This window comes from Alicyclobacillus kakegawensis NBRC 103104 (assembly GCF_001552655.1).
GTDB classification, from domain to species: domain Bacteria; phylum Bacillota; class Bacilli; order Alicyclobacillales; family Alicyclobacillaceae; genus Alicyclobacillus_G; species Alicyclobacillus_G kakegawensis.
This window is the reverse complement of record NZ_BCRP01000010.1, coordinates 98,877-121,812: the sequence shown is the minus strand read 5'-3', so window position 1 is coordinate 121,812 and position 22,936 is coordinate 98,877. Positions and strand designations below refer to the sequence as shown.

The window sequence follows — 22,936 nt, the reverse complement described above, 5'->3', positions numbered from 1 at the left end:
GATCTTCTCCTGCCGTGACAGTCAATTCAATTCAATGCTATGGTAATCTTTCTTGACGGTGGCAGTTCCATCGCCATGTATGTCTAACACTTGTTCTGGAACCCATCCTGACTCTTGTTGACTGTTGGTACACCAAAACCAGGCTCTCCATTCAGTGTCTCGCTGTCCAACTCTTATTTTCTCTCCGACATGAACGGAAATCGGATCATCGTAGGTGCGGATATGGTCTTTAACTACTTTGTATTTGGGTTGAGCATGCAGTTCGCTCATATTCGGGCCTCTCACGAACTATTGGGGGAAATTATCTAATGAGATACTAACTCACTTTAGTTGAATGGCATCGCCCCAGTTTGTGTGCACATTCGCTGTGGCACAGGTGGGCAGGTTCTCGTTGCCCGTTTCATGCGCGACGAAGAATAAACTCTCGGCATCCTGTCCCTTCAAACATAAGATTCGTTGCAAATAGCGTGTTTTCCTTCATTATTTTAAGAATTATATATCAATTTTGCGCTGTCAGGCGGAAAAGGGGGCGATTTCATGTGCACATATCGGACCAGCTGGGTATGACCTTTGGCATGGATGCCGTTAAGCCGTTAATGAGTTCTAGGATATCCATCACCTGAGACTTTAACTGCTTGAATGGCTTTTTAACCTCTGCTTCATCATCTTTGGAAGTACCTTGAGCGTAAGTACTTCTCCTGTGATGCCTAAGACAATCCGACCGCCTTTGCCTATGGAAACGCTGTAAACGTAAAGTTGTTGAACTATCAGCAAGACGCCTACCAATCGGTTCAATGCCCGATACAAGGGGCCGCCATTGGGAATGGCGGTAATCCCGAACGTTGGTTCTGACACTTTCGTCTTCGGAGCCAAGGCTTCCGATGTCACAGAAAAACCTAGCGCATACCCAAATGGGCGGTATGCAGTACCAGTGATGCCAAAGGTATTTTGGATTAATCCCCAACCCACGCCGAGGTTCAGCAGAGCTAAAATCGCGCGATCCAAATCGTGGTTTTTTCCTTCTTGTAACACTTTCTGCAGCGCTTTGAGGCGGAACCATCGTGATTGTACGGTAAAGACAATGCCAGCGCCAACCACGATGGGGTTGTATATATATGCCTCGCCGATAAACAAGAGGTACGCCAATAGGGCCTCGATTTTCACGTAGGCTTGTGCCGTCGGGCTACCTTCCGGAGAGTTTCCTGGTGCTCGGAGGTAGCGGGGGATACCAGACGTCAATCGTGAAAATATGGGGCCACGAAGAACAAAATAGAATTGTCCATTTCGAAAGGTCACAACGTTGATATCTACATATCCCAAGACGATGAGCAGAGCAAGGATTTGTCCCAGTTGGCGCTGCGGAAGACGGAGCAGTTGCCGCTTCGGCAGATTGACGGAAGGCGTCATTACGGATCCACTGTTCCTGAACGTCTTCTTTGTTCCTTATCGAGAGACCATAGCCAAACTGGCGTCAGCTTGGCGATGGCATACACCGAGATGATGGCAAATCCGGCTACCGAGACATATCCAAACGCATCCCGCACTCTGTTGGTTGTCCGCTTCACATCCTTTTGGATTGGATTATGCTGATTCACGGAAATAAGCACCCCTTTATGAAGGCATAAAGAAGAAAAAGAAAAATAAGGCTAGTCCAGTGATTATTAGAACCCAGTCATGGAAGATGTCGGACTTTTTAAATTGGGTTTCGGTCATGCTCTCACCTCGTGCCATGCGGAGTTGATGCAACATTGTATGTCGAATGATGTCCTGGAGAACGGGCTGACTACAGCACCGGCTCGCAAGAAGGGATGTAGATTGGGGGCGTTAGCCGAAGATGTCCATGACGATGCTGTTTAGGCGATGATTGGCTATACGCGCAGGTCTGCAAGGGCTCTACTCTATCCTGATGCCGCATTTACCGAGTGAGTCGCGATGGGTTGCATTTAGCGTAAAATTATCCGTATATAAGAAAGAAGCTGTCAATTCATTAAGTACGAGTTGATTATCGAAGTGTTAGACCAATCGCTTTGGATTTGAATTCGGAATTCAGGATAGGTGAGGAGACGCCATTGAATCTATATACTCAGTTATGTCTAGGTAATTTAGCGAATCAATTAGGGTACATTTTTTCGATATTTCTCATCGTAATATGCCTGCCGATGATCATCTGGTTTGTTGTCTCAATTTATACATGGCGGGTTTTGCGAAGTAGAAAACTATTAAAGTTCTGGTTGATCACTACTGGAATTATTAGTTTGTTGGGGTTGGGCATATTAGTCTGTGTCAAGACATTTGGTGGTGCTGCGTACACTGTCGCATCCCGGGTTCACATTTATATTCCAATGTCGGTCGACGTACTTGAAAGCGATCATTTGGTTGCCATAGATGAAGAACAGGACTACGTAGTCGTACGATTCAGTCATCCTCAAGTGGATACTTTCATCGAATCTGTTAAGGAGAAGGGATGGAAATCTGGAATGGTTACGCCGTATTCCTTGATAAATCTCTCGCCTGGACTCGAAGATCCGATGTCCGGGAGAAACAAACCATTGCCAAGGATGAAACGCTCTGGATACTATTATTCGTTAATGAAAAAAAGATACAAAGGCCACGCTTGGTACACGACACGAAAGGCTTATTTCTTAGATGTCAAGTCGAGAACGCTCTACATGTATTACGACGATTCACAGTGGGGTTAAGAGGCTTAGGTGATGGAGCAGGATGATTGGAAGAAAGGTTATGGAAGGAATTCTGTAGGTGGTCGGTAACCTATGAGACGATGGAGGATCCAGGAAGTTGTTCAGAAACAGGCACAGTGGGCCTGAAGCATTCCTGACGGCCATATGTCTGCGAGGTCCGAATAAGTTCAAATTGCAGCCCGTGTTGGATAGAATTTCGATGAATGTCTAGTCTATTTGTCCACTCCAATGGTCCAGCGATGTCATATTCTGCCCCTGGAAAGGGGGGATTCATGTGGATGGCGTATTCGGCGGTTTCACGCGTTGGGCCGTGGTGTTTCTGATTATCTTTGTGCTGTTCATCCTGTTGATTCCCGTCGGATATCAGACGACCTGTACAACAACTCCTGTCTACTAGGCAAAGTAAGGGATCACGGCATCTCTCCTTCAATCGTCTCGTCACTCCTGTATCACTTCTGCAATCTTGTGAGAGCACTGGTTTCGACCGGTGCTCTTTATCTTTATATATTTATTGGCACCGGAAGGTTGTGCCCTATGGCCTAATACCTCCCGCGGACAAGGGCGGAAAGGAATAGTTTACAAATGCCTTTGATTAGGGCGCGTTCGAATACATGATGCCCTCTTTGTCTCACTCTGGATACGTCTTTCATCACGAGATACGAGCCGTCTCACGACTCGATGTGGTTCCATACGCTGCATCGCAGGGGGGAGGTGAGTCAGGATGTACGATGGTGGATGCTTCGGGCCTTTCACGCGGTGGGCAGTCGTGTTTTTGATCATCTTTGTACTGTTCATTCTGCTTGTTCCGTTTGGCGCCGGGTACTGATCCCATCAGGGTGAGGTGACACGTCCAAACGGAATCTGCCTTGCCGTGCTCCCTAATGGGGAGGCGAGCATCGCAGCAGGATCCCGGGGAAGCTGAGGGAAACCAGGCTGATGGAACGAGTACCGCTGTCGAGCGAGAGGGGTTCTCCCGACCGCTTCCTCATGCGGTTGCTCTGTCATCCCGTTCTTCTCTCCGTTCTCCTGCAGCTGCGGTTGGTAATCTGAGAGATAATAAGGCTAGACAGCTGCAGAGATGAGAGTCCAATGAAGTTTTCACCCGTCCCATGCGGCGGGTGTCTTCATTATCCATCGAACATCCTCTTGACTTTCCCCTCCTGTGGAAGGCTTACGGTAGGGGTGCTGTGGTCATCCGCATCCCAGCAGGAACCGGCGTCGACAGTGAACATCTCCGAGTCTAACGTGGATTACGCCCTCGGCGACCTTGTCGGTGGATGGGTGATTGACAGTCCCTTGGGGTTGCCGGCTGCCCGGGTGCGAGGTCACGGATGAATATCTATTTTGTATCTTGCCGGTTTGCTCGGCGGGCCAATTGTCAACGGCTCGGCAATCGGGGCTGTCTCTTTGGCGAATTGACGGGCGTGGATGTCATAAGCCTGTTGGAAGACCTCGGGCGGGGTCAATCTCAGCACATCGGAACCCTCCACGGACTCAATCTTTCCGTCGTTGAAGCAGACAAGCAGATGCGCATCTTCCGTATCGGGCACAATCCAGTGAAACCATCCCTTCGGTATGAAAGTGACTTGCCCAGGCTTCAGGCGGTTGTTCGTCACCCGTAGTGTCTGCGGATCGAGGATGGATACCGTCACCTCACCCGAAACGATGTAGTCCAACTCGTCTGCGTTGGGGTGCCAATGAGGTTCTCGCACGTGTCCTCTAGTCAGATAGAGGTCTCCCAGGGATAAAACCTGCATCATGGGGATTTGCGCACCGGTCACCTCGTAAAGATAGCTGTGGTCCCGGCGGGCGGTCAGATTTCGCTGCAGGTCAAAAAAGAGGTTTGGAGACCCCGGATAGGTGCGATGGGTGGCTCTGGGTATATTCTCACTCGTGCTGCCATCCGACGTATTGATCAACGCCACGGAATCCGGTGGTCCGATGACGACCGTTTCCGTGATGGGAGACAACAAACTGGTAAACTGTTTTGCGTTCACGTCATAGGCGGATTGGAAAATCTTCGCGGGGGTCTTGCGCAAGACGTCCGAACCTTCAATAATTTGCCGCTTGGCATGGCTGAACACCTGCACAACATGGACTTCGTCGGACAACGCGGTGATCCAGTGCCACCAATTTATCGGTATGAACACAACTTCCCCCGGCGTCACATGATAGGCGAGTAGTCGATGCCGAATGGGATCGACCATGGAAATGTCGACTTCTCCTGCGACTACATAATCCAATTCCGCGGCGTTGGGATGCCAATGGGGTTCCCGGATGTGTCGCTTTGTCATGAACAGGTCGTCCAATCCGATCCGGTTCAGGATGGGCAGTTGGTCTGATGTTACCTGGTAAATTACATTATCGGCATCCTTGCGGAATAGCAAACTATATTCATAGTAAGGATTCGATGACGCTGAATTTCGCTTCTCTCTGGACTTGGTCTTCTTGACTGGAAACGTGCGTCTTGGAGCAGTAGCCATAGGACATGTTCGCCTCCTGTGCGACACGCGATATGTTCATATGTATTCGACACCCTGGGAACTGGGCACACGCTGTGCGCCAGGGCTGCAAGAGCCAAGTACGATGCCAAAATACGGATGGCGACTTGGGACTTTTCCACCTTGTTATGCTATAATTCTGTTCTCAAGGACGCTTGCGCGTCTGTGCTTATCCTTAATGTCGCGCGATGCAGGCTTCATCAGATTGGGATCTCTCGTCTTTTCGCGGTAGTGCCTGTTGGATGACTTGAGGAGTCCGCTGAATCTACGGAGAAACGAGATGATGACCTACGCTGTGCACCTTTTTCGAACCGCTGTCGAATCCGCATCGCTGTTCGAGCCTGCTGGAGGCCAGCAGAATTTCTGGCATGTTTATCCCACCGCCACTCTTCCCTGTACATAGTTTCGCCCATCATTCGTAGTTGGGCCGAGCGACAGTCTTGAACCCCGCGATAGATAGATACGCCGCTTTGGCGGAGGGGACCTTCACGGGTGTTATCACATCAGGGAAGGAGCGTGTAGATGACGTGGGGGGGAACGCTCCGGAGCTTCAGGCGGATCGTCGACGGCGAAAGGCCGAACACCTGGCGGCTGTGAGGGAAATTGGGGACAACGCCTATTCGACGACCTGGTTGGAAGATCTGCATTTGATTCCTGATTGCATGCCAGAATTGGCATGGGACGAAGTCAGTCTTCATACGCAACTGTGTGGCGTGGCGTTGGCTTCGCCGATTGTCATCAACGCCATGACCGGAGGAGCACCTGAATCGTACGAAGTGAATCGGCGTCTGGCCATGGTAGCGAAGAAACATCATTTGGCGATGGCTGTCGGGTCGGAAACCAGCGCTTTGCGCGATCCGGACATGGCTTACACCTATGAGGTGATCCGCGAGGTCAATCCGGACGGAGTGGTCATCGCCAATGTGGGGATGGGGTGCACCGCCGAGGACGCGAAGAGGGCGGTGGATTTGGTGGGCGCCAATCTCTTGCAGGTGCACTGGAACGTGGCGCAGGAGTTGTTCATGGCTGAGGGGGACCGGGATTTTCACGGAGCTCCGGACGCTTTGGCACAGGTCGTGGCGGAGATTGATGTGCCGGTCATTGCAAAGGAGGTGGGGCAAGGAATCGCCGCCGAACAGGCGCGGAGATTTGTCCAACTCGGAGTGGATGGGATTGATGTCGGAGGCGTGGGCGGAACGAATTTCATGGCTGTTGAGGCTCATCGGCGTGGGTGGCAGTTGGCAGCCTCGTGGCATCAATGGGGACTGACTACGGCTGCTAGTCTCTGCGAGGTCGTGGGGACGGTCGGAGACAAAGTCGATGTGGTGGCCTCCGGCGGTATCCGCACCGCTCACGACATCGTGAAATCGATGGCCGTTGGTGCTTCTGCGGTCGGGATCGCGGGTGAGTTTTTACGTCGCGTGTCCGGAGCTGACGAACGTGCCGCTCTGGATGCTGTTGACCATTACGTCGAAGAACTGCATTGGAGCCTGCGGACCCTGTTGATACTGACAGGGTCTCGTACGTGGCAGGACATGCGGACTCGGCCCGTGGTCGTGACCGGACGTCTGCGGGAGTGGTTGGAGGCCCGCGGATTCGCGGATTTTGCCGTCGGCTTGGCCCGACGAGGACTTATTGAAGTATCATAACGGCGTTTTAAGGTTGGAGTATGGCCGACTTGTCCGAAGCAGAAACCACTCAGAAGTGAGGCGAATCGAACGATGGCAAGGCAACCCCTCGGCCTGACCATCGATATGGCCAGGTATGTGCTGGGACAAACGCTGAAAGGCAAGCGTCGGTTTCCGATGGTGTTGATGTTAGAGCCTACTGAGATGTGCAATCTCACCTGCACCGGCTGCGGAAAGATTCGCCAAAGCGAAGAGATCCTGAAAATGCGGCTGAGCAAGGAGGAGTGCCTGGCGGCAGTCGATGAGTGCGGTGCGCCGGCTGTTTCGATAGCAGGCGGGGAGCCCCTTGTGCATCCTGAAATCGTGGATATTGTCAATGGCGTTTTAGAACGAGGTAAGCTCACCCTGCTGTGCACCAACGGCATTCTGCTCGGGCGCGTGCTTGACAAGCTTCAACCCAATCCGCGTTTCACCTTCGTCTTTCACTTGGACGGCCCGCGTGAGCATCACGACAAAATGGTGGAGCGCAAGGGTGTATTCGATATTGTCATCAAAGGCATCAAGGCGGCGAAAGAGCGAGGTTTCCGGGTAGCAACCAACACGACCCTGTACAAGGGGGCCGATACCCGGGCCATCGGCAATCTGCTGCGGGAACTGACAGAGTTGGGCGTAGACAATTGCATTGTGTCGCCGGCCTTTACGTATGAAGAAGTAAACCCGGCCAATAGCGGGATTTTCTTCCACCGTAAGGAAGCACAGCAAGCTGTCCGGGAAATCCTGGAGGCCGCAGGGCCCAAGGTCCGCTACTACAATACGCCTATTTTCTTCGATTTTCTGACTGGGAACAAGACGTTGAAGTGCACACCTTGGGGGAATCCGACGCGCGATCCCAAGGGATGGAAGGGTCCATGCTATTTGTTGACGGACACTCACTATGAGACGTTCAATGAACTGATGGAGCAAACGAATTGGGAGGAATTTGGATACGGGGAGAATCCTCGCTGCGCCAGCTGCATGATGCACAGCGGCTATGAGGCGTCGGCGGTCAAGGCGATGTCCCCGAGGGATACGTGGCGCGTCATTCGTTGGATGTTTGCGTCATGAGTTCGCTGCCCCTGGGAGGAAATGGCCACCCGTCACGGGTGGCCGATCTTCCTCGCGACAAATCGGGGACTGCGGATTCACTGCCGAGCCGAGTCTTGGTACTGGCGGCGACGCGGTTTGAGGAACGAGCATTTTCACAAGCGGTGGCCCACTCAAAGCGTCACATTGCGGTCGTCCATACGGGGATGGGACCGGAGCGTGGGCTGAGCGGTGCACGTACAGCGATTGAACGCCACCAGCCTGGCTGGGTTATCGGCGCCGGGGTGTGTGGCGGCCTGGCTCCGGAGACGCGTTTCGGGCAGGTGGTCGTGCCGGAATTCCTGCTCAGCGAAGATGCGGAGCGGGCGCTGCGGGCGCGTCCCATTTCGGGGTTGAATATGTTTGGGCACATGGTGTCGGTCCGGAGCGTGGCCGCCACGCCAGAGCGCAAGAGGGAGCTGTACGAGGCAACAGGCGCGCAGTGGGTGGATCAAGAGAGCTACGCTTGGTGTGTGGCCGCGACGGAGGCCGGGATCCCGTTTACAGCCCTGCGGGTTGTGCTGGATGACGCAAATCACGCGCTGCCGCATTGGGCTCGTCCCTCGACCTGGGCAGCTGCGGCATGGTTGCCTGTGCGGGCGATGGCCGCGCGTCGGCGGTTAGCAGAAATAGGCAGGTGCGTGTTGTGCGAGCATTTGTAACAGGTGCCAGCGGTTTCATCGGCTACCATGTGGCGCGCGTCTTGCGTCAGCATGGCTGGCAGGTGCGGGCCTTGGTGCGCACTCCCGAAGCCGTCTCGAGGCTATCGTCGCTCGACGTGGAAGTGGTTCCTGGCGATTTGGCGACGGGGGAGGGCCTGGAACACATTCATGGTTGCGAGACTGTGTTTCACGTGGCGGCCCTCTATTCGTTGAATCGCCGGGACGGGCCTATCATGTATCAGGTTAACGTCGAGGGAACGCGGCGGCTGCTGGAGGCCTGCGAGCGCGCACGGGTGGAGCGCGTGGTGTACACCAGCAGCACTTCCACCGTTGCCCTTTTACCTGGGGGCGAGCCAGCGGACGAGCGGGGATTTGCCCATCCCGACGAGGTGGACAGCGACTACAAAAAGAGCAAGATCCTTGCCGAGCAGGTGGTGTTGCAGGCGTGTGAGCGCGGTTTGGACGCGGTGGTCGTCAACCCGTCCACGCCCGTGGGACCCGGTGACGTGAAGCCGACGCCGACCGGAAAAATCATTCTCGACATCGTCCGCGGGAGAATGCCCGGGTACGCTGACACCGGGTTAAACGTGGTGGCGGTGGAGGATGTGGCCGAGGGACACCTGCTGGCGTTAGCCCGCGGACAGCGGGGACAAAGGTACATACTCGGAGGGGACAATATGCACTTCCGAGACCTAGTGGCCCGCACCGCCCAGCTCGCGGGTCGGCCCGTTCCGCGCCTGCGCGTGCCACTGTGGTTGGCCTACGCCGCCGCAGCGGTAGACGAGTGGATAGTCACACCCGTCATCGGGCGGGGGCCTCGCATCCCGGTGGATGGGGTGAAATTGGCCCGCAAACCGATGTATTTTTCCACTGAAAGGGCTCGCCGGGAGTTGGGATATTCGCCTTCGTCCGTAGATGCGGCACTGGCCCGAGCGGTGGCCTGGTTTCAGCAGGAGTATCCGGAGCAGCGAGAAAGGAGGAGAAGAGCGTGAGCTTGCCAAAAGCCACAACCACTCGCTTGGAGGCGGGCATTGAAGCCGCCGTCCAGTCTCTTTTTGCACGTCAACATACAGAAGGCTATTGGTGGGGGCGATTGTTTTCCAATGTCTGTATGGAGGCGGAGTACGTCCTCCTGTGCCATTGCTTGGATCGGCGCCAGGCTGAGAGAGAGCAAAAAATAGCCGCCTATCTGTTTCAGCAGCAGAGTGAAGAAGGAACATGGTCCATTTATCCAGGCGGTCCTCCGGATCTCAACGCGACGGTGGAAGCCTATGTGGCGTTGAAATTGATTGGCGTTCCGGCGGATGACCCGCGTATGCTGAAGGCGCGTGCGTTCATCCAGAGCGGTGGTGGGATTGAGGCCACGCGCGTGTTTACGCGCCTGTGGTTAGCCCTGGTGGGGGAGTACGAGTGGGGCAAACTGCCGGAAATCCCGCCTGAAATTATGTACCTTCCGAAATGGGTGCCGTTGAATATCTATGATTTTGCCAGTTGGGCACGGGCCACCGTTGTCGCTTTGACCGTCGTGATGAACCGTAGGCCCGTCTACCCGCTCCCGGACGGGGCGAAGGTTCCGGAATTACACACAAATGGAACGCCGCCGGCCGGAGACGGAGACATATTTACGGTGTTGGACCGAGCGCTCAAAGCGTATCGTCGTTTTCCTTGGCATCCGCTGCGTTCCTCGGCGGAATCGCGGGCCTTGCAGTGGGTTGTTGAGCATCAGGAGGCAGACGGAAACTGGGGTGGCATTCAACCGCCTTGGTTTTATTCACTGTTAGCGCTAGACGCTTGCGGTCAACGCCAACACCCGGCGTTCGAAAAGGGCTGGCGTGCACTGGACAGCTTTGCAGTCGATGAAGGGGATACGTGGTGGTTCCAGGCGTGCGTTTCCCCGGTTTGGGATACGGGATTAAGCGTCTTGGCTCTGCGCGCTGCCGGAGTTCAGGCGGATCATCCTGCGCTCATACAGGCGGGGGAATGGCTGTGCGAGAAACAGATCTTCACTGGTGGGGATTGGCAGGTGAGCCGCCCGCACGCGAAGCCAGGCGGGTGGGCGTTTGAGTTCTATAACGATAACTACCCGGATGTCGATGATACGGCGATTGTGGTGCAAGCCCTGAACAGTCTTCGCCTCCCCGATGAAGCCATGCGCCGCAAGGCGATGACCGCCGGTTTTCGCTGGCTTGTTGCCATGCAGAGCAAAAACGGCGGGTGGGGCGCCTTTGACGCGGATAACACGCGTACCCTGGTCAACCGAATTCCGTTTTGCGATTTCGGCGAAGTGATAGACCCGCCGAGCGAAGACGTGACCGCCCACGTCCTTGAGTGCTTTGGCAGCTTCGGGTACGACGATGCGTGGGACGTGATCCAGCGGGCCGTGGGCTATCTCCGCCAGCAGCAGTCCGCCTCGGGACCTTGGTTCGGGCGCTGGGGCGTGAATTATGTGTACGGCACCGGGGCGGTCGTGCCGGCGTTGGCCGCGGTCGGCATCGATGTGCGAGAGGATTGGGTGCAGAAGTCGCTGCATTGGCTCGCCGAGCACCAGAATGAGGACGGCGGCTGGGGAGAGGATTGCCGTTCTTACGAGGACGAGCGGTTTGCCGGCGTGGGCGAGAGCACCCCGTCCCAGACTGCCTGGGCATTGATGGCGCTGATAGCCGGGGGCTGGGCGGAACACGAATGCGTCCAGCGCGGGGTGGACTATTTGCTGCGCAATCAGCGTCCTGACGGGCGTTGGAACGAGCAGAAATACACTGGCACCGGCTTTCCGCGGGACTTTTACATCGGATACGAGATGTACCGTGACATTTTTCCATTGTGGGCCTTGGGCCGCTATCGACAGGTTGTGCTGGCAGGGGAGTGATGGCGGTGACCCAGCTCGTTGTCGATCCGGACGCAGGTTTGGCCAGCGACGAGGATGCCGCTTTCGCTTTGTGTAAGCAGGTTGTCCATCGCCATTATGAAAATTTTTCTGTGGTGTCTTTGTTTGTGCCCAAGCCCTTGCGACCGCACTTCTGGGCGGTGTACGCCTTCTGCCGAGGGGTGGACGATCTGGGGGATGAATACCCAGGCGATCGCCTCGCGGCCCTGGCCGCCTGGGAGCGCCAGCTGCGGGCGTGCTACGGCGGTCGACCGACGCATTTCGTGTTTCAAGCCTTACAGCAGACCATTGCGCAGTTTTCGCTGCCGATAGAGCCCTTCTTGGACTTGTTGGAGGCCAATCGCCGGGATCAACAGCCGCAGCCCTGTCAGACCTGGGAGGACCTGATGGAGTACTGTCGCTATTCGGCGAACCCAGTCGGGCGTCTGGTGCTGGCATTGTTCGGGTTTACAGACTCTCTCCGCCAGCGCTTGTCGGACAAGACGTGCTCGGCTCTGCAGGTGGTGAATCATCTGCAGGACCTGGGTCGGGACGTGCCGTTAGGGCGGATTTACCTGCCGTTGCAAGACCTGGCTGCCTGTGGTGGGTCGGAGACCGATTTGCGAGCAGGCAAGGGAAGCGAATCGCTCCGCCGCTGTGTCCAGATGCAGGCCGAACGCGCTTCCCAGATGTTTGTCGAAGGGGCTGCGTTGGAGGCGATGGTGCCTCCCCGCCTGCGCATGCAGCTGCGCATGTACCGACTCGGCGGTCAGGCGATATTGCGTGCCCTGGCCCGGCAGGGGTACGATCCCATGTTTCGCCGGCCCACTGTGTCCGGTTTGGGGAAGGTCTCCATTGCTGTGCGCACCCTGTTTGCACTGCCGCAGGCTTAACCGGGAGGTGACAAAACGTGGAGCTGTCGCACGCGTATAAGGTGTGTCACCAGATCACCAAGCAAGGAGGAAGCAGTTTTTACTACGGCATGATGCTCCTGCCGCAGCCAAAACGCCTGGCGATGCACGCCATCTACGCGTGGAGTCGAATCTGCGACGACGCGGTGGATGAGTTTTCCGGAGATCTGGCCACAAAGCGGCTGGAGGAAGCCGAATCACTATTGCGCCGCGCCACAGAGCCGTCGTATCTGGAGGACGATCACCCGGTAGTGCAAGCTCTGGGAGACACCATCCGCCGCTATCACATCCCCATCGATCCGTTCGAAGACTTGCTTCGCGGGATGCGCGTGGACCTGAAACCGGTCCGGTTTACCACTTTTGCTGAGCTGAAGCAGTATTGCGAATACGTGGCAGGCTCGGTCGGCCGATTGTGCATTCACGTGTTTGGCTTTACAGGAGAGGAGGCGCCGCATCTGGCCAATCAGATGGGCATCGCGCTTCAGCTGACCAATGTCATGCGGGACTTAAAAGAGGACATGGGGCGCAATCGCATATACATACCATCTCAAGACATGGAGGAGGTTGGGTGCACCTTGGACGACCTCCGCAAGGGGCGCAAAACGCCGCCCTTCCTCCAGTTGATGCAGCGGCAGCTTGAGCGCGCCCGGGAACACTATCGACAAGCTATGGAATTATTCCCGTTAATCCACGCGGATGCCAGGCGGTGCTTGCAAATGATTTATGCGGTGTACTTCGAACTTTTCAAAGCCATTGAAGCCAAGCCGGAGAGCGTGTTGACCGAGCGCATCAGTCTCTCAAAAACGAAAAAAATTCACCTGATATGGGATGCCCTGTGGCAGAAGCAAATCGGGTAGGCGCCGGTCGTGTCGTCATCGTGGGGGCCGGCTGGGCGGGCTTGGCGGCGGCCCTGGAACTCAGCCAGATCCACCCGGCGTGTGAGATTTGGCTGTATGAACGGAGAGCGCATCCTGGGGGGCGTGCGTTTTCCTTCATTCACCCCTCCACTGGTTGGCATCTGGACAACGGTCAGCATGTGCTTCTGGGCTGTTGCACGGAGTTCGTGGCTGTTCTGCGCCAAATTGGGCAGGAGGAGGCCGTACGCTTTCAACCTCTTTTGTCCGTCCCTGTCTACGCGTCCGGTGCCTGGCAGACGTTAAAAAGTCGGCGTTTGCCGGGCCCCCTGCACCTATTGCAGTCCCTCCTGGGTTACCGCCATCTGTCCCCGGCCGAACGGGCGCGCGCTCTCTGGGCGGCATTGGCCGTGATGACGGGTAACACTGAGCGGATTGACGGACAATCTTTTGCATCTTGGCTGGCCGAGCACGGGCAATCCTCACGCGCCATCGAGCGGCTCTGGGATTTAATTGGGGTCGCGGTTCTGAACGGCTCATGCGACAAGGTCAGCGCGGGGTTGGCGGTACAGGCTTTGCGGATGGGCGTGGTCAACGGGTGGCGCGCTGCGCGTCTGGGTTATTTTGTACGCCCGTTGGGCGATTTGGCCGAAGCTGCCGTACGCGTGCTCCGGGAGCGCGGCGTGCACGTCCACTTGGGGGAAGCGATTGAACGCGTTGAGCTGGAAGGGGGAACGGTTGTCGGCGTCCAAACCAAGGCGGGGGAGCGTGTCGCGGCCCAGACGGTGATTGCCGCCGTACCGCACGATGTGCTCCCGCGTTTGCTCCACCATGATTTGGCTCGCTCTTCAGAACTGCGCGGCCTGGCTTCGGTGCCCTGGAGCCCCATCGTGAATGTGTATCTTTTGTATGACCAGCCTGTCATGGCCGGGGAAGTGGCAGCTTGGGCCGGCCAGACGGCGCCCTTTATATTCAACCGCGGGCGGCTTCTTGGGACCACTGAATGGGACGGGCGGTTGTTGGCCGCCTCCATCAGCGCGGCTGGCAGCCTACTGGGGCAGCCGCGTCAACAGCTCGTGCGCCAGGTGGACCAGCAAGTGCGGCAGATGTTCCCAAAAGCGGGGGCAGCCAGACTCCTGCAGGCCGTCTGTGTTTGGCAGGCGCAGGCCACGTTTTTGGCCGAGCCAGGCATCCGTCAGTACCGGTTTCCCTGCCAGGGTTTGGTTCCTGGGCTGCTGGTGGCTGGGGATTGGACCGATACCGGTTGGCCCGCTTGTCTGGAAGGCGCTGTCCGCAGCGGGCGGGCTGCGGCCCGCAGGGTTGTCAATTCAAGGTGCATTCAAGACAGGGCGTGTAATGTATAAACCGACCGAACAGGAATCTCTCTATCGACATACAAAGTGAGGTTGGTTGTTCATGAGCAAACAGGGTCCAGGAGTGTGGAAGTGGGTTGCCGTGTGTGTCGTTTCCGCCATTGTCGGGTCCGGATCGACCATGGCCGCATTGCCGTGGGCGACACGGCACCTGCAAGCTTCGTCCACGGCGTCCAACACGCCCGCGTCCAGTACGAGTTCGAGGGCCCCGGCGGTCACGTCGACCAACGTGGACGTGAATGTGACGAGCGGGATCACGCAGTTGGTGAAGAAGGCCGCGCCGGCTGTGGCGGCTGTGGTCAACTACACGTCCTCACAGAACTTCTTTACGCAGCAGACTCAAGATCAAGAGTCGGACATCGGAACCGGAGTGTTGATAGAGAAGAATGGCGATACGGCCTATCTGGTGACCAACAACCATGTGGTTGAAGGCGGTTCGAAAGTGAGCTTGGTGCTGGAATCAGGGAAACACGTGTCGGCCGAAGTGGTTGGTACCGATCCGTACACCGACTTGGCCGTGTTGAAGACGAGTGCGACGAACTTTTCCGGAGTGGAACCGCTGCCCTTGGCCAACTCGGACAGCATCGAGGTCGGGGAACCGGTGGTGGCCATCGGTACACCGATGGGACTTGACTTCACGGATTCGGTGACGTCCGGCATCGTGAGCGCCAAGTCGCGCGAAATGCCGGTGGAGGAGCCGGAATCGCAACAGACGCTCGATTACCAATCGGTCATTCAGACCGACGCCGCCATTAACCCGGGCAACAGCGGGGGACCCTTGCTGAACATCGAGGGTCAGGTCATCGGCATCACGAGCAGCAAGATCGCGGAGGAAGGCGTGGAAGGGATAGGATTTGCCATCCCAGCCAACTTGGTCAAGATGGTGGCTTCTGAAATCATCCAATCTGGCCACGCCACCCACCCGGCGCTGGGGATAGAGGCATACCCGGTGGATGAGGTGCCGCCCAGCTATCTGCAAGGCGTGCCCACGAACACGGGTGTGTACGTGCTCAAGGTGACGTCCACAGCCACTAAGGATGCCGGTTTGAAGGCGGGCGACGTGATTGTCCGCATCAATTCAACCAACGTGCAGGACACGGCGGACCTGCGCACGGCGCTGTTTGAAACCAAACCCGGAGACAAGGTTCAGGTCACTGTGTACCGTGGGCAAAAGAGGTTGACCTTGACCATTCCGGTGCAAAAAATGTCCACGCCCAACGACGCGAATGGGCAAGGACAAAGCGACGACTCACAAGGGTTCGGAGACCAAGGTGGATACTCGTCTGGGGAAGGTGGCTATTCGCAGGGCATCCCGTTCACAGGGGGCTGGTAAGGTGGATGGGCCGTGGGAGATGATCCCGCGGCCCATTCTGTCAATCCGTCAGTCGTCCATGTCGTGGGCGTGGTTATCTTGGTCATGGTCTTTGTCGTCATGACCGTCCTTATGCGTGCCCCACCGGTCTTTCTTGTGCTTGTCCGTTTTGTCCGTCGTTCCAGGCGGGTGTGATGGAGCAGGCTTGTGAGTGTCCGCGGCGGTCGACCATGGGAGTACGGAGTGGGCGGACGCTGGCTGCGTCCACGCCGGCCAAGCGGTGAACACCGCAAACCCTGCCAGCAGCCAGGCGGCGATGGTTCCTTTTCTCATCCAAATTCCTCCTCTATGTGGAAGTTTCACCCTTATCTTGTACCGGGCCGTGCCAGGCTATGCGCGGCCAGGCCATCTATGCGTCCACCTTGTGGAGTGATATAATAGGTTCACATCATACGCCCAAGCGCGAAAATTCCATCTCTACAAACGGAGGTGACTTTATTGTCACGTGCCGCCGGGTTGTTTGTGACAGGTCTGGTCCTGATGCTGGCTGGTCTCGTGATGGTTGTGCAGTTGCGCGGGTTCTGGGAGTTTATTGGGATTGTCCTGATGGTGGTGCCGCTCTTTATTGGCATCGGGGCTGATATGTCGCAATCGAGTGACTAGGCTAAGGACGCCTGCTCTCAGGCAGGTGTCTGTTTCCGTGCAGGCACAGTTCCAGGAGTGGGCAGTTGGCGCAATCAGGCCGCGACTGTCGGCAGACTCGATTGCCGAGCGCGTCAATGAGCGCGTGGTATTGATTGTAGAGGGATACATCGCGCGGCAGGTGCTGCATAAACCAACTGCGCATCGCTTCGTAGCCGGGGTTTTCCGGAGTCATGCCGAGGCGATGGAAAATACGCCGGGTGTACGCGTCGATGACAAAGCTCGGTTTGGCGGCGGCGTACAGCACGATATCGTCCGCCGTTTCCGGACCGATGCCGTGGATGGACAACAATTCTGAGCGCAGCGTGTCTTCGGGCTGTTCCAGCATCGCGTCGAGGTCAAAACCATACCGGTTCTTCAGATGACCGGAAAACGCCTTCAGCTTTTGCGCTTTCATCCGATAGAACCGTGTCGGGATGAGGCAGTCCTCCAGAAGCGCAGTGTCGGCCGCGTCGAGCGCGCGAAAGGAGAGCAGACCGCGGTCCTCAAGCGCTTGGATGGCTTTTGTGGTATTCGCCCACGAGACGTTTTGCACCAGGATGGCTCCGATGACGATTTCCTCGCGGGTTTTGGCGGGCCACCACTTGCGGTCGCCAAAATGGCGGTACAACCGGTCATAGATTTCCATGAGTCGAGTTTTTGTTTTCTGGCTGAGTCGGCTGGGAGGCCAGTTGGACGTTTGCTTCTTCATGTTAGACATTATAGCGCATCGGGCGTCGAGCATTGTGGCCTGGTTCTCGAGACTAACACAGGGCGGTGGGTTTCACTGGGCGGTGGTCAGTGAAAATCGGGGAGTGAATGCGGGGTGTCCGTACGGATCAAGCTGGTGGCGGCGTTGGTCCTGGTGGTGGGCGTGCTGGCCGTCCTCATCCGAACGGCGGTGACGCATGCCGCAACCTATTACATGACGGTCGCGGAATTGACGGCAGAGGGTGCGCGGGCGGATGGCCAGGAAGCGACGGTGAGCGGTGATGTCGTCGCCGCAAGCGTGCGGTGGCAGCCGGAGCAGCAGCTGCTTCAGTTTACCCTGCGGGACCCGAAAACGAATCAACGCCTGCCGGTTGTGTTTCATGGGCCTGAGCCGGATGATTTCGCCAATGACTGGCCAGTGATTGTAACTGGCAAGTTGCAGTCCAACGGACGCTTTGTCGCCCACACCTTGCTGGTCAAGTGTCCGTCCAAGTACGAAGCTCAACCGCAGCAGTACACAGCCGCATCCGCGAAATGAAGCAGGTGAGCAAGGGGGGCTCTGTGTGTGGATTGGTGAACTGGGACAGGCCGCCTTGCGGGTGCTTCTGGCCGTTCTCGTCCTGTCCATGGCCTGGCACGGCTGGACGGTTGCTAGGCCCACGCCCAACCGCCTGCGCGTGGGCCGGGCGCTGATGCTTATTCAGTTCGCCCTGGCCGCGCTGGCCTCCGCCGCTTTGGTGGAACTGTTGGTGAGCGAAAACCTGGCCTATACATATGTTGCCGAGTATACGGGGCCGCACCTGCCTCTCGTCTACCGAATGGCCGCTTTTTGGGGCGGCAACGCGGGCTCCTTACTCTTCTGGGTGCTGATTCTGACTCTGTACGGCAGTGTTCTGGCGGCCATCCGCCACGATGGTGAGCAGCGGGTGGCGGCCCTGGCCCTTTGCATCTTCAGCGGCATCACCCTTTTTTATGGGGTGCTGATTGTGTTGGTGGCCAATCCATTCGCGCGCTTGCCTCACCCTGCGGCCGTTGGCAATGACCTGAATCCTTTGCTGCAGAATCCAGGCATGACCGTTCATCCTGTCAATGTCTACCTTGGCTGCATCGGCTTCACTGTCCCCTATGCTTACGCCATGGCTTGCGCATGGCTAAAACAGACTGGCGACGCGTGGCTGCGTGTGACTCGCCGTTGGTCGATGGTGGCATGGCTGTTTCTCGGTATCGGAATCGTGTACGGGGCGCACTGGTCATACGAGGAACTGGGTTGGGGCGGCTATTGGGCTTGGGATCCGGTCGAGAACGCCTCCTTGCTGCCGTGGCTGACCGCCACGGCGTTTCTCCACACCGCGATGGCTCAAGAGCGGCGCGGTCTGTTCTCTTTATGGAACATGGTCCTCATCGCCCTGACATTCATACTCACCCTGTTTGGGACGTTCCTGACGAGAAGTGGAACGGTGTGGAGCATCCACGCGTTTGCCGATGGGCCGTTGGGAGCGGATTACCTTACGTTTATCGGCGTCGTGGTGGCATTCTCCGTGGCAACCATCCTGTTGCGGGGTAGGTCCATGCGTTCCAGACGGCGCCTGCAGGCTGTGGTCAGCCGCGAGTCGGGACTGCTCCTCAACAATCTCATGCTCTTGGCCGTTATGTTTGCTGTTTTGTGGGGAACCGTCTACCCGCTTGTGTCGCAACTGCTGGTCGGTCGACAAATGGTGGTCTCCGCTTCTTTTTACAACAGTGTGGCACTGCCTGTGGCCGTGGTCGTGCTGGCTCTCATGGCGGTCGGCCCGCGCATAGCGTGGCGAATGTCGTCGGTTGTTGAGGTTGTGCGTTCGTCACTGGGTTCCGGTCTCGTGGCGTTGGCTGCGGCCGGCGTATCCACGCTGTGGATGTACATAGCTTACGGGCGATTACCTTGGCTGACCGCGGCAGCGATGTTGGCTGCCGCGTGGGTGATGGCCAGCGTCTTGTCTGAGTGGCTTGCCGTCCTGCGCAGACGGATGGCGGAGACCGGTGACGGGCTGGGACGGAGCCTGTGCGCGGTCATCGCCAACCACCGACGGCGTTGGGGGGGGTATTGTGTGCACCTGGCCTTCTCCGTGATGGCGGTGGGCGTGGTTGGTTCTGGAGCTTATCACATAGAAAAGCAACAGGTATTGGCTCCGGGCCAGACGGCTGCCATCGGGGCGTATCAATTGACTTTTGCCGACATGGCCGTAAAGCCGGGGGAGGGAACCCGGCAGATGTACGCCGATTTGGTGGTCTCCCGGGAGGGCCGTACGTTGGGTGTGCTGCGCCCTGCCGTGACCTTCTACGAAGACGGCCAGCAGCCCTTGACGAATGTTGCCATCTACAATCGGCCACTGGCGGATCTATACGTCGTGATGATAGGCACGTCCGGCGGCACGCGAGCCGTGTTTGATTTTCATTTGAACCCGCTGGTGTCCTGGATCTGGTGGGGTGGATACTTGATGATCTTTGGCACCTTGTTCAGTCTCTGGCCCAGCAGCGTGAGCGCCAGGCTGGGCGCGGCCGCGCGTTGGTCCAGTCCGGGCTCCCGGGCAGGGGGTGGATGCACGTGATGCCTCCCCGTCTTAGCCGTTGGTGTGGCTGGTTTGGCCGTCTCCTGCTGGGGGTCTTATGCTCTGTTTTCGCTCTGACTGGAGCTTGGGCAAGCACGGTCGAGGCAGCTTCCACACTGCGTGTGGTCGAAGCAGCCTACTTCTTTCTGCCGGAGGGACAAAGCCACCGGTTGCAGATTGTCGAGCAACTTCGCGTGTATAATCCTGGTCACTCGCCACAGGACGTCACCCTGCCGTTGCCGCATGGCGCTCACGGCGTGCAGATGGGTAACCATGTCTTGGTCCGCACGAACGGAGGGGTGCGTGTTGCACGGGGTGCCCCGGCAGGGAGCAGCACCCTCACAGTGACTTACTGGGTGCCGTGGGTTCCGAACGGATCGGTCGTGGTGAATGTGGGGCAGACGTATCCAGTGGAGGAACTGCACCTGTATCTGCCCATCGGGGACACCGCTCTGTCGGCCTCCAATTTGTCCACGCAGACCGATACGGTAGCGATTTCGGGGACCGTGTATCGGGTGTTCACACACCCGGGGCTGGCTGCACGCGCCGACCTGCCAGTCAGCATTCAACAGCTGCCAACGGCCGCCGCGAGTTCTTCCAGTCTGGGTCTTCCGGTGATTGGCAAGACGGCCGACTCCACCGTGCATACGGCGGAAGCCGTGGGCAATCTGCTGTTGGCGGCCATCGTGTTCTCGTTGGGGATCTTGGGGCATGAGCGGGCGGGCCGGCTTGGGTCTCGCCAGCTGGGCGGACTTTACGGGCCGTGGCGGGAGTCGGCAAGCCGCACTCCGATGGACGGGACGTCACACGACGCGAGACGTGACGGCTGACTACAGGAAAGATTCCTAGCAAGGAGTAACGGATATGTTGGCGTTGTGCGATGTCACGAAAGAGTTTAATTTCCGGGTCGTATTGGAAGACATCACGCTCCGCCTGGAGGCCGGACAACGTTATGCGTTACGTGCGCCCAATGGGAGCGGAAAGACCACCCTGTTGCGCATCATGGCCGGTCTGACAAGACCCACCCGCGGACGCCTCCTGTGGTCCGGACGCCCGATGAGGGTACAGGATCGCAGGCGGATGGGGGTGGTGTTGGAGTCTCCGATGCTCTACGGGGACCTGACAGTATTGGAGAACCTCGTTTGGTTCAGCCGTTTGTACGGGTTGTCGCAGGCTGGCCGCTGCGCCAGGTGGTGGACGGACGCGGCGGGACTGACGGAGTGCGCCCAACTGCCGGTGCGGCAGCTATCCAAGGGGCAGCGGCAGAGGGCGGCCATGGCGCGCGCCTTCCTGCATGACCCTGAACTGATTTTGTTGGATGAACCGTTCGACGGCTTGGACGAAGAGGCGCGGGAATGGGTCGGGGATGTACTGGATACAGCGTGTGCCGCCGGGAAAACGGTATTTTTGGTAACGCATGAGGAAGAGACCTGGGCACAGGCCGATGTGGGGCTGACCTTGCACAACGGCCAACTCGAGGTGCTTCAATGACCGCGGTCCGGGTGTATGCATGGCTGGTGGCAAGCGATGTGCGCCAGGAATTGCGGCGCGCTCGCGTTGTGGTGTCGGCTCCGGTCCTGGGGGTCCTGTTGGTGCTCCTGCTCGGCCTGGCCTTGGGAGCGCCGGACCGCCTCAGCGCGGACTGGTCGGCCGGCCTCCTGTGGATGATGGTCTTCTTCATGAACGCCGTGACGGCGCGGCAAACCCATACCCGAGACGGGGAGCTTGGCGCCCGGGACGCGTTGCAGATGTTACCTGTTGACCGCAGCGTGATTTTTTACGCGCGCTGGACCACAGCCACGCTGTTTTTGTGGTGGGCTCAGGCGGTAACCATAGGTGCCTTTTTCCTCTTCCTCCATCCATCGCCGCCCGGTCGTCCGTTGGGCTTTATAGCTGTACAGGCCATGGGAGGAGCCTGCATGTCCGGGATCAGCGGACTGTTGGTCACTGTGTTCGCGTCCAGTGTCCTGCGCGAGGTGCTCTTGCCCCTGGCCCTGTTTCCTCTGGCCGTTCCCTTGTTTTTGGCACTGACAAGGCTCAGCGCCGCCATGCTGGCTGGAAACCCTTGGCCCTCGGTTTGGCTGGATGTCGTGCTGGGCTATCTCATACTGTTTGGTGCGTTGCCCTGGTTGGTCTACGAGACGCTGCTGGAGGTGTGATATGAAACCGAACATCCTGTTCGTCGCTCTGGTGGGGGCCTGGATGTTGGTGTTCCTGTGGTGCGCGTTGGTTCTTTCGCCGCCCGAGGTCCACATGGGAGACCTCGTGCGCATTCTCTATGTCCACGTCAACAGTGCTTGGACCGCTCTGCTGGCGTTTTTCGTAAGCTTCGCCGCATCCGTGGGGTATCTGATACGACGCCGGCTGACGTGGGACCTCGCCGCTGCCAGCGCGGCTGAGATAGGTCTACTGTTTACCACGTTCACCCTGCTGACGGGGTCGCTCTGGGGACGCCCGGTCTGGAATACCTGGTGGACCTGGGACCCCAGGCTGACCACCACGCTCATCCTGTGGTTCCTGTACGTTGCGTATCTGTTGCTGCGCCAGACGATTGATGGGGTGGAGCGGCGTGGCAGGGTGGCGGCAGTCTACGCCATTGTGGCGTTCCTCGACGTCCCCATCATTCACGAATCGGTCACCTGGTGGCGTTCGATTCATCCCACCGTCATTGACGACAGTGGCTTTCACATGCCGGATTCCATGACGTGGCCCTTGCTGTTGGGCTTTGTGGCGTTCCTTCTGTTGTTTTGTCTGCTGTTCTGGCTGCGTTTTCAGCTGGAAATTACCCGCATGGAGGCCATTCGCATGCGGGAACAGATCCGTCGCGCCCGCGGGCAGGCAGCGCATGTACAGGGAGGGGGACGCTGATGAGGGATTCGTTGATTTACCTGTGGGCAGCCGTCGGTGTGGTCTGGGTGGGCACGCTGGTTTACGTGTTGTCGCTCATCCGCCGGCAAGCTCAGGTCCGCAAGCAGTTGGAGCAGTTGCGGCGCATGCTCGAGGGGCGGTCGTAGCACCTGGGTTGGGAGCCGCG

Annotated in this window: 23 protein-coding genes; 18 read left to right on the top strand and 5 right to left on the bottom strand. The window is 57.7% G+C overall.

Going from position 1 to position 22,936, the window contains the following annotated elements; genetic code table 11:
* Positions 1–21: 21 nt before the first annotated feature.
* The gene (locus tag AK2_RS16480; protein ID WP_083521058.1) at positions 22–270 is read right to left on the bottom strand and encodes an SH3 domain-containing protein; all 249 of its coding nucleotides are present in this window, start codon (positions 268–270) and stop codon (positions 22–24) included.
* A gap of 357 nt (positions 271–627) precedes the next feature.
* Entirely contained in the window at positions 628–1,407 is a 780-nt protein-coding gene (locus AK2_RS09825; RefSeq protein ID WP_067933784.1) for a hypothetical protein, read from the bottom strand.
* 1,566 nt (positions 1,408–2,973) lie between these two features.
* Between AK2_RS09825 and AK2_RS17645 the strand changes: the two genes are divergently transcribed.
* Positions 2,974–3,096, top strand: a complete 123-nt coding sequence (locus AK2_RS17645; RefSeq protein ID WP_281180642.1) for a hypothetical protein — start codon at positions 2,974–2,976, stop codon at positions 3,094–3,096.
* 928 nt (positions 3,097–4,024) lie between these two features.
* Here the strand turns inward: AK2_RS17645 and AK2_RS09815 are convergent.
* Entirely contained in the window at positions 4,025–5,182 is a 1,158-nt protein-coding gene (locus AK2_RS09815) for a cupin domain-containing protein (protein WP_067933780.1), read from the bottom strand.
* 545 nt (positions 5,183–5,727) lie between these two features.
* Here AK2_RS09815 and fni point away from each other — a divergent pair.
* The 9 genes from fni to AK2_RS09770 all read left to right on the top strand — a co-directional run bounded on the left by fni (position 5,728) and on the right by AK2_RS09770 (position 15,946).
* Complete coding sequence (gene fni / locus AK2_RS09810) at positions 5,728–6,849, top strand: type 2 isopentenyl-diphosphate Delta-isomerase (protein ID WP_067933778.1); 1,122 nt, start codon at positions 5,728–5,730, stop codon at positions 6,847–6,849.
* A 72-nt stretch (positions 6,850–6,921) separates the two neighbouring features.
* Positions 6,922–7,932, top strand: coding sequence for an adenosyl-hopene transferase HpnH (gene hpnH / locus AK2_RS09805; protein WP_067933776.1), 1,011 nt, complete (start codon positions 6,922–6,924; stop codon positions 7,930–7,932).
* Positions 7,929–8,612 (top strand): phosphorylase family protein, encoded by a 684-nt coding sequence (locus AK2_RS09800; RefSeq protein ID WP_067933773.1) that lies wholly within the window; start codon positions 7,929–7,931, stop codon positions 8,610–8,612. The genes hpnH and AK2_RS09800 overlap by 4 nt, the downstream gene beginning before the upstream one ends.
* Positions 8,597–9,604 carry a hopanoid-associated sugar epimerase gene (gene hpnA / locus AK2_RS09795; protein ID WP_067933771.1) on the top strand — a complete coding sequence of 336 codons (1,008 nt, stop codon included), beginning with the start codon at positions 8,597–8,599 and terminating at the stop codon, positions 9,602–9,604. Before AK2_RS09800 ends, hpnA begins: the two co-directional genes overlap by 16 nt.
* Positions 9,601–11,478 carry a squalene--hopene cyclase gene (gene shc / locus AK2_RS09790; protein ID WP_067933768.1) on the top strand — a complete coding sequence of 626 codons (1,878 nt, stop codon included), beginning with the start codon at positions 9,601–9,603 and terminating at the stop codon, positions 11,476–11,478. Before hpnA ends, shc begins: the two co-directional genes overlap by 4 nt.
* Positions 11,479–11,483: 5 nt before the next feature.
* Entirely contained in the window at positions 11,484–12,368 is an 885-nt protein-coding gene (gene hpnC / locus AK2_RS09785; RefSeq protein WP_439645092.1) for a squalene synthase HpnC, read from the top strand.
* A gap of 17 nt (positions 12,369–12,385) precedes the next feature.
* On the top strand, positions 12,386–13,243 hold the full coding sequence (locus AK2_RS09780) for a phytoene/squalene synthase family protein (protein WP_067933766.1): 858 nt from the start codon (positions 12,386–12,388) through the stop codon (positions 13,241–13,243).
* Positions 13,222–14,604, top strand: a complete 1,383-nt coding sequence (gene hpnE, locus AK2_RS09775) for a hydroxysqualene dehydroxylase HpnE (RefSeq protein WP_067933764.1) — start codon at positions 13,222–13,224, stop codon at positions 14,602–14,604. Before AK2_RS09780 ends, hpnE begins: the two co-directional genes overlap by 22 nt.
* A gap of 52 nt (positions 14,605–14,656) precedes the next feature.
* Positions 14,657–15,946 (top strand): trypsin-like peptidase domain-containing protein, encoded by a 1,290-nt coding sequence (locus AK2_RS09770; protein ID WP_067933761.1) that lies wholly within the window; start codon positions 14,657–14,659, stop codon positions 15,944–15,946.
* 48 nt (positions 15,947–15,994) lie between these two features.
* Here AK2_RS09770 and AK2_RS09765 read toward each other — a convergent pair whose 3' ends face one another.
* Positions 15,995–16,258, bottom strand: a complete 264-nt coding sequence (locus AK2_RS09765) for a hypothetical protein (protein WP_067933758.1) — start codon at positions 16,256–16,258, stop codon at positions 15,995–15,997.
* A gap of 165 nt (positions 16,259–16,423) precedes the next feature.
* Between AK2_RS09765 and AK2_RS16880 the strand changes: the two genes are divergently transcribed.
* On the top strand, positions 16,424–16,588 hold the full coding sequence (locus AK2_RS16880) for a hypothetical protein (protein ID WP_157076294.1): 165 nt from the start codon (positions 16,424–16,426) through the stop codon (positions 16,586–16,588).
* Position 16,589: 1 nt separating this feature from the next.
* Here the strand turns inward: AK2_RS16880 and AK2_RS09760 are convergent, their stop codons facing one another.
* On the bottom strand, positions 16,590–17,318 hold the full coding sequence (locus tag AK2_RS09760) for an endonuclease III domain-containing protein (protein WP_067933755.1): 729 nt from the start codon (positions 17,316–17,318) through the stop codon (positions 16,590–16,592).
* Positions 17,319–17,432: 114 nt separating this feature from the next.
* Between AK2_RS09760 and AK2_RS09755 the strand changes: the two genes are divergently transcribed.
* From AK2_RS09755 to AK2_RS16475, 7 genes are read left to right on the top strand one after another with little or no spacing between them, the layout of a single operon-like run.
* Positions 17,433–17,855: a cytochrome c maturation protein CcmE gene (locus AK2_RS09755; protein WP_067933752.1), complete on the top strand. Its 423-nt coding sequence runs from the start codon at positions 17,433–17,435 to the stop codon at positions 17,853–17,855.
* Between the two features lie 25 nt (positions 17,856–17,880).
* Complete coding sequence (locus AK2_RS09750; RefSeq protein ID WP_067933750.1) at positions 17,881–19,902, top strand: heme lyase CcmF/NrfE family subunit; 2,022 nt, start codon at positions 17,881–17,883, stop codon at positions 19,900–19,902.
* Positions 19,899–20,732, top strand: coding sequence for a hypothetical protein (locus tag AK2_RS09745; protein ID WP_157076293.1), 834 nt, complete (start codon positions 19,899–19,901; stop codon positions 20,730–20,732). Before AK2_RS09750 ends, AK2_RS09745 begins: the two co-directional genes overlap by 4 nt.
* Positions 20,733–20,766: 34 nt before the next feature.
* Positions 20,767–21,393: an ABC transporter ATP-binding protein gene (locus AK2_RS09740; protein WP_067933744.1), complete on the top strand. Its 627-nt coding sequence runs from the start codon at positions 20,767–20,769 to the stop codon at positions 21,391–21,393.
* The gene (locus AK2_RS09735; protein WP_067933741.1) at positions 21,390–22,061 is read left to right on the top strand and encodes a heme exporter protein CcmB; all 672 of its coding nucleotides are present in this window, start codon (positions 21,390–21,392) and stop codon (positions 22,059–22,061) included. Before AK2_RS09740 ends, AK2_RS09735 begins: the two co-directional genes overlap by 4 nt.
* A 1-nt stretch (position 22,062) precedes the next feature.
* Positions 22,063–22,770 carry a cytochrome c biogenesis protein gene (locus AK2_RS09730; protein ID WP_067933738.1) on the top strand — a complete coding sequence of 236 codons (708 nt, stop codon included), beginning with the start codon at positions 22,063–22,065 and terminating at the stop codon, positions 22,768–22,770.
* The gene (locus AK2_RS16475; protein WP_083521055.1) at positions 22,770–22,916 is read left to right on the top strand and encodes a CcmD family protein; all 147 of its coding nucleotides are present in this window, start codon (positions 22,770–22,772) and stop codon (positions 22,914–22,916) included. The genes AK2_RS09730 and AK2_RS16475 overlap by 1 nt, the downstream gene beginning before the upstream one ends.
* Positions 22,917–22,936 lie beyond the last annotated feature (20 nt).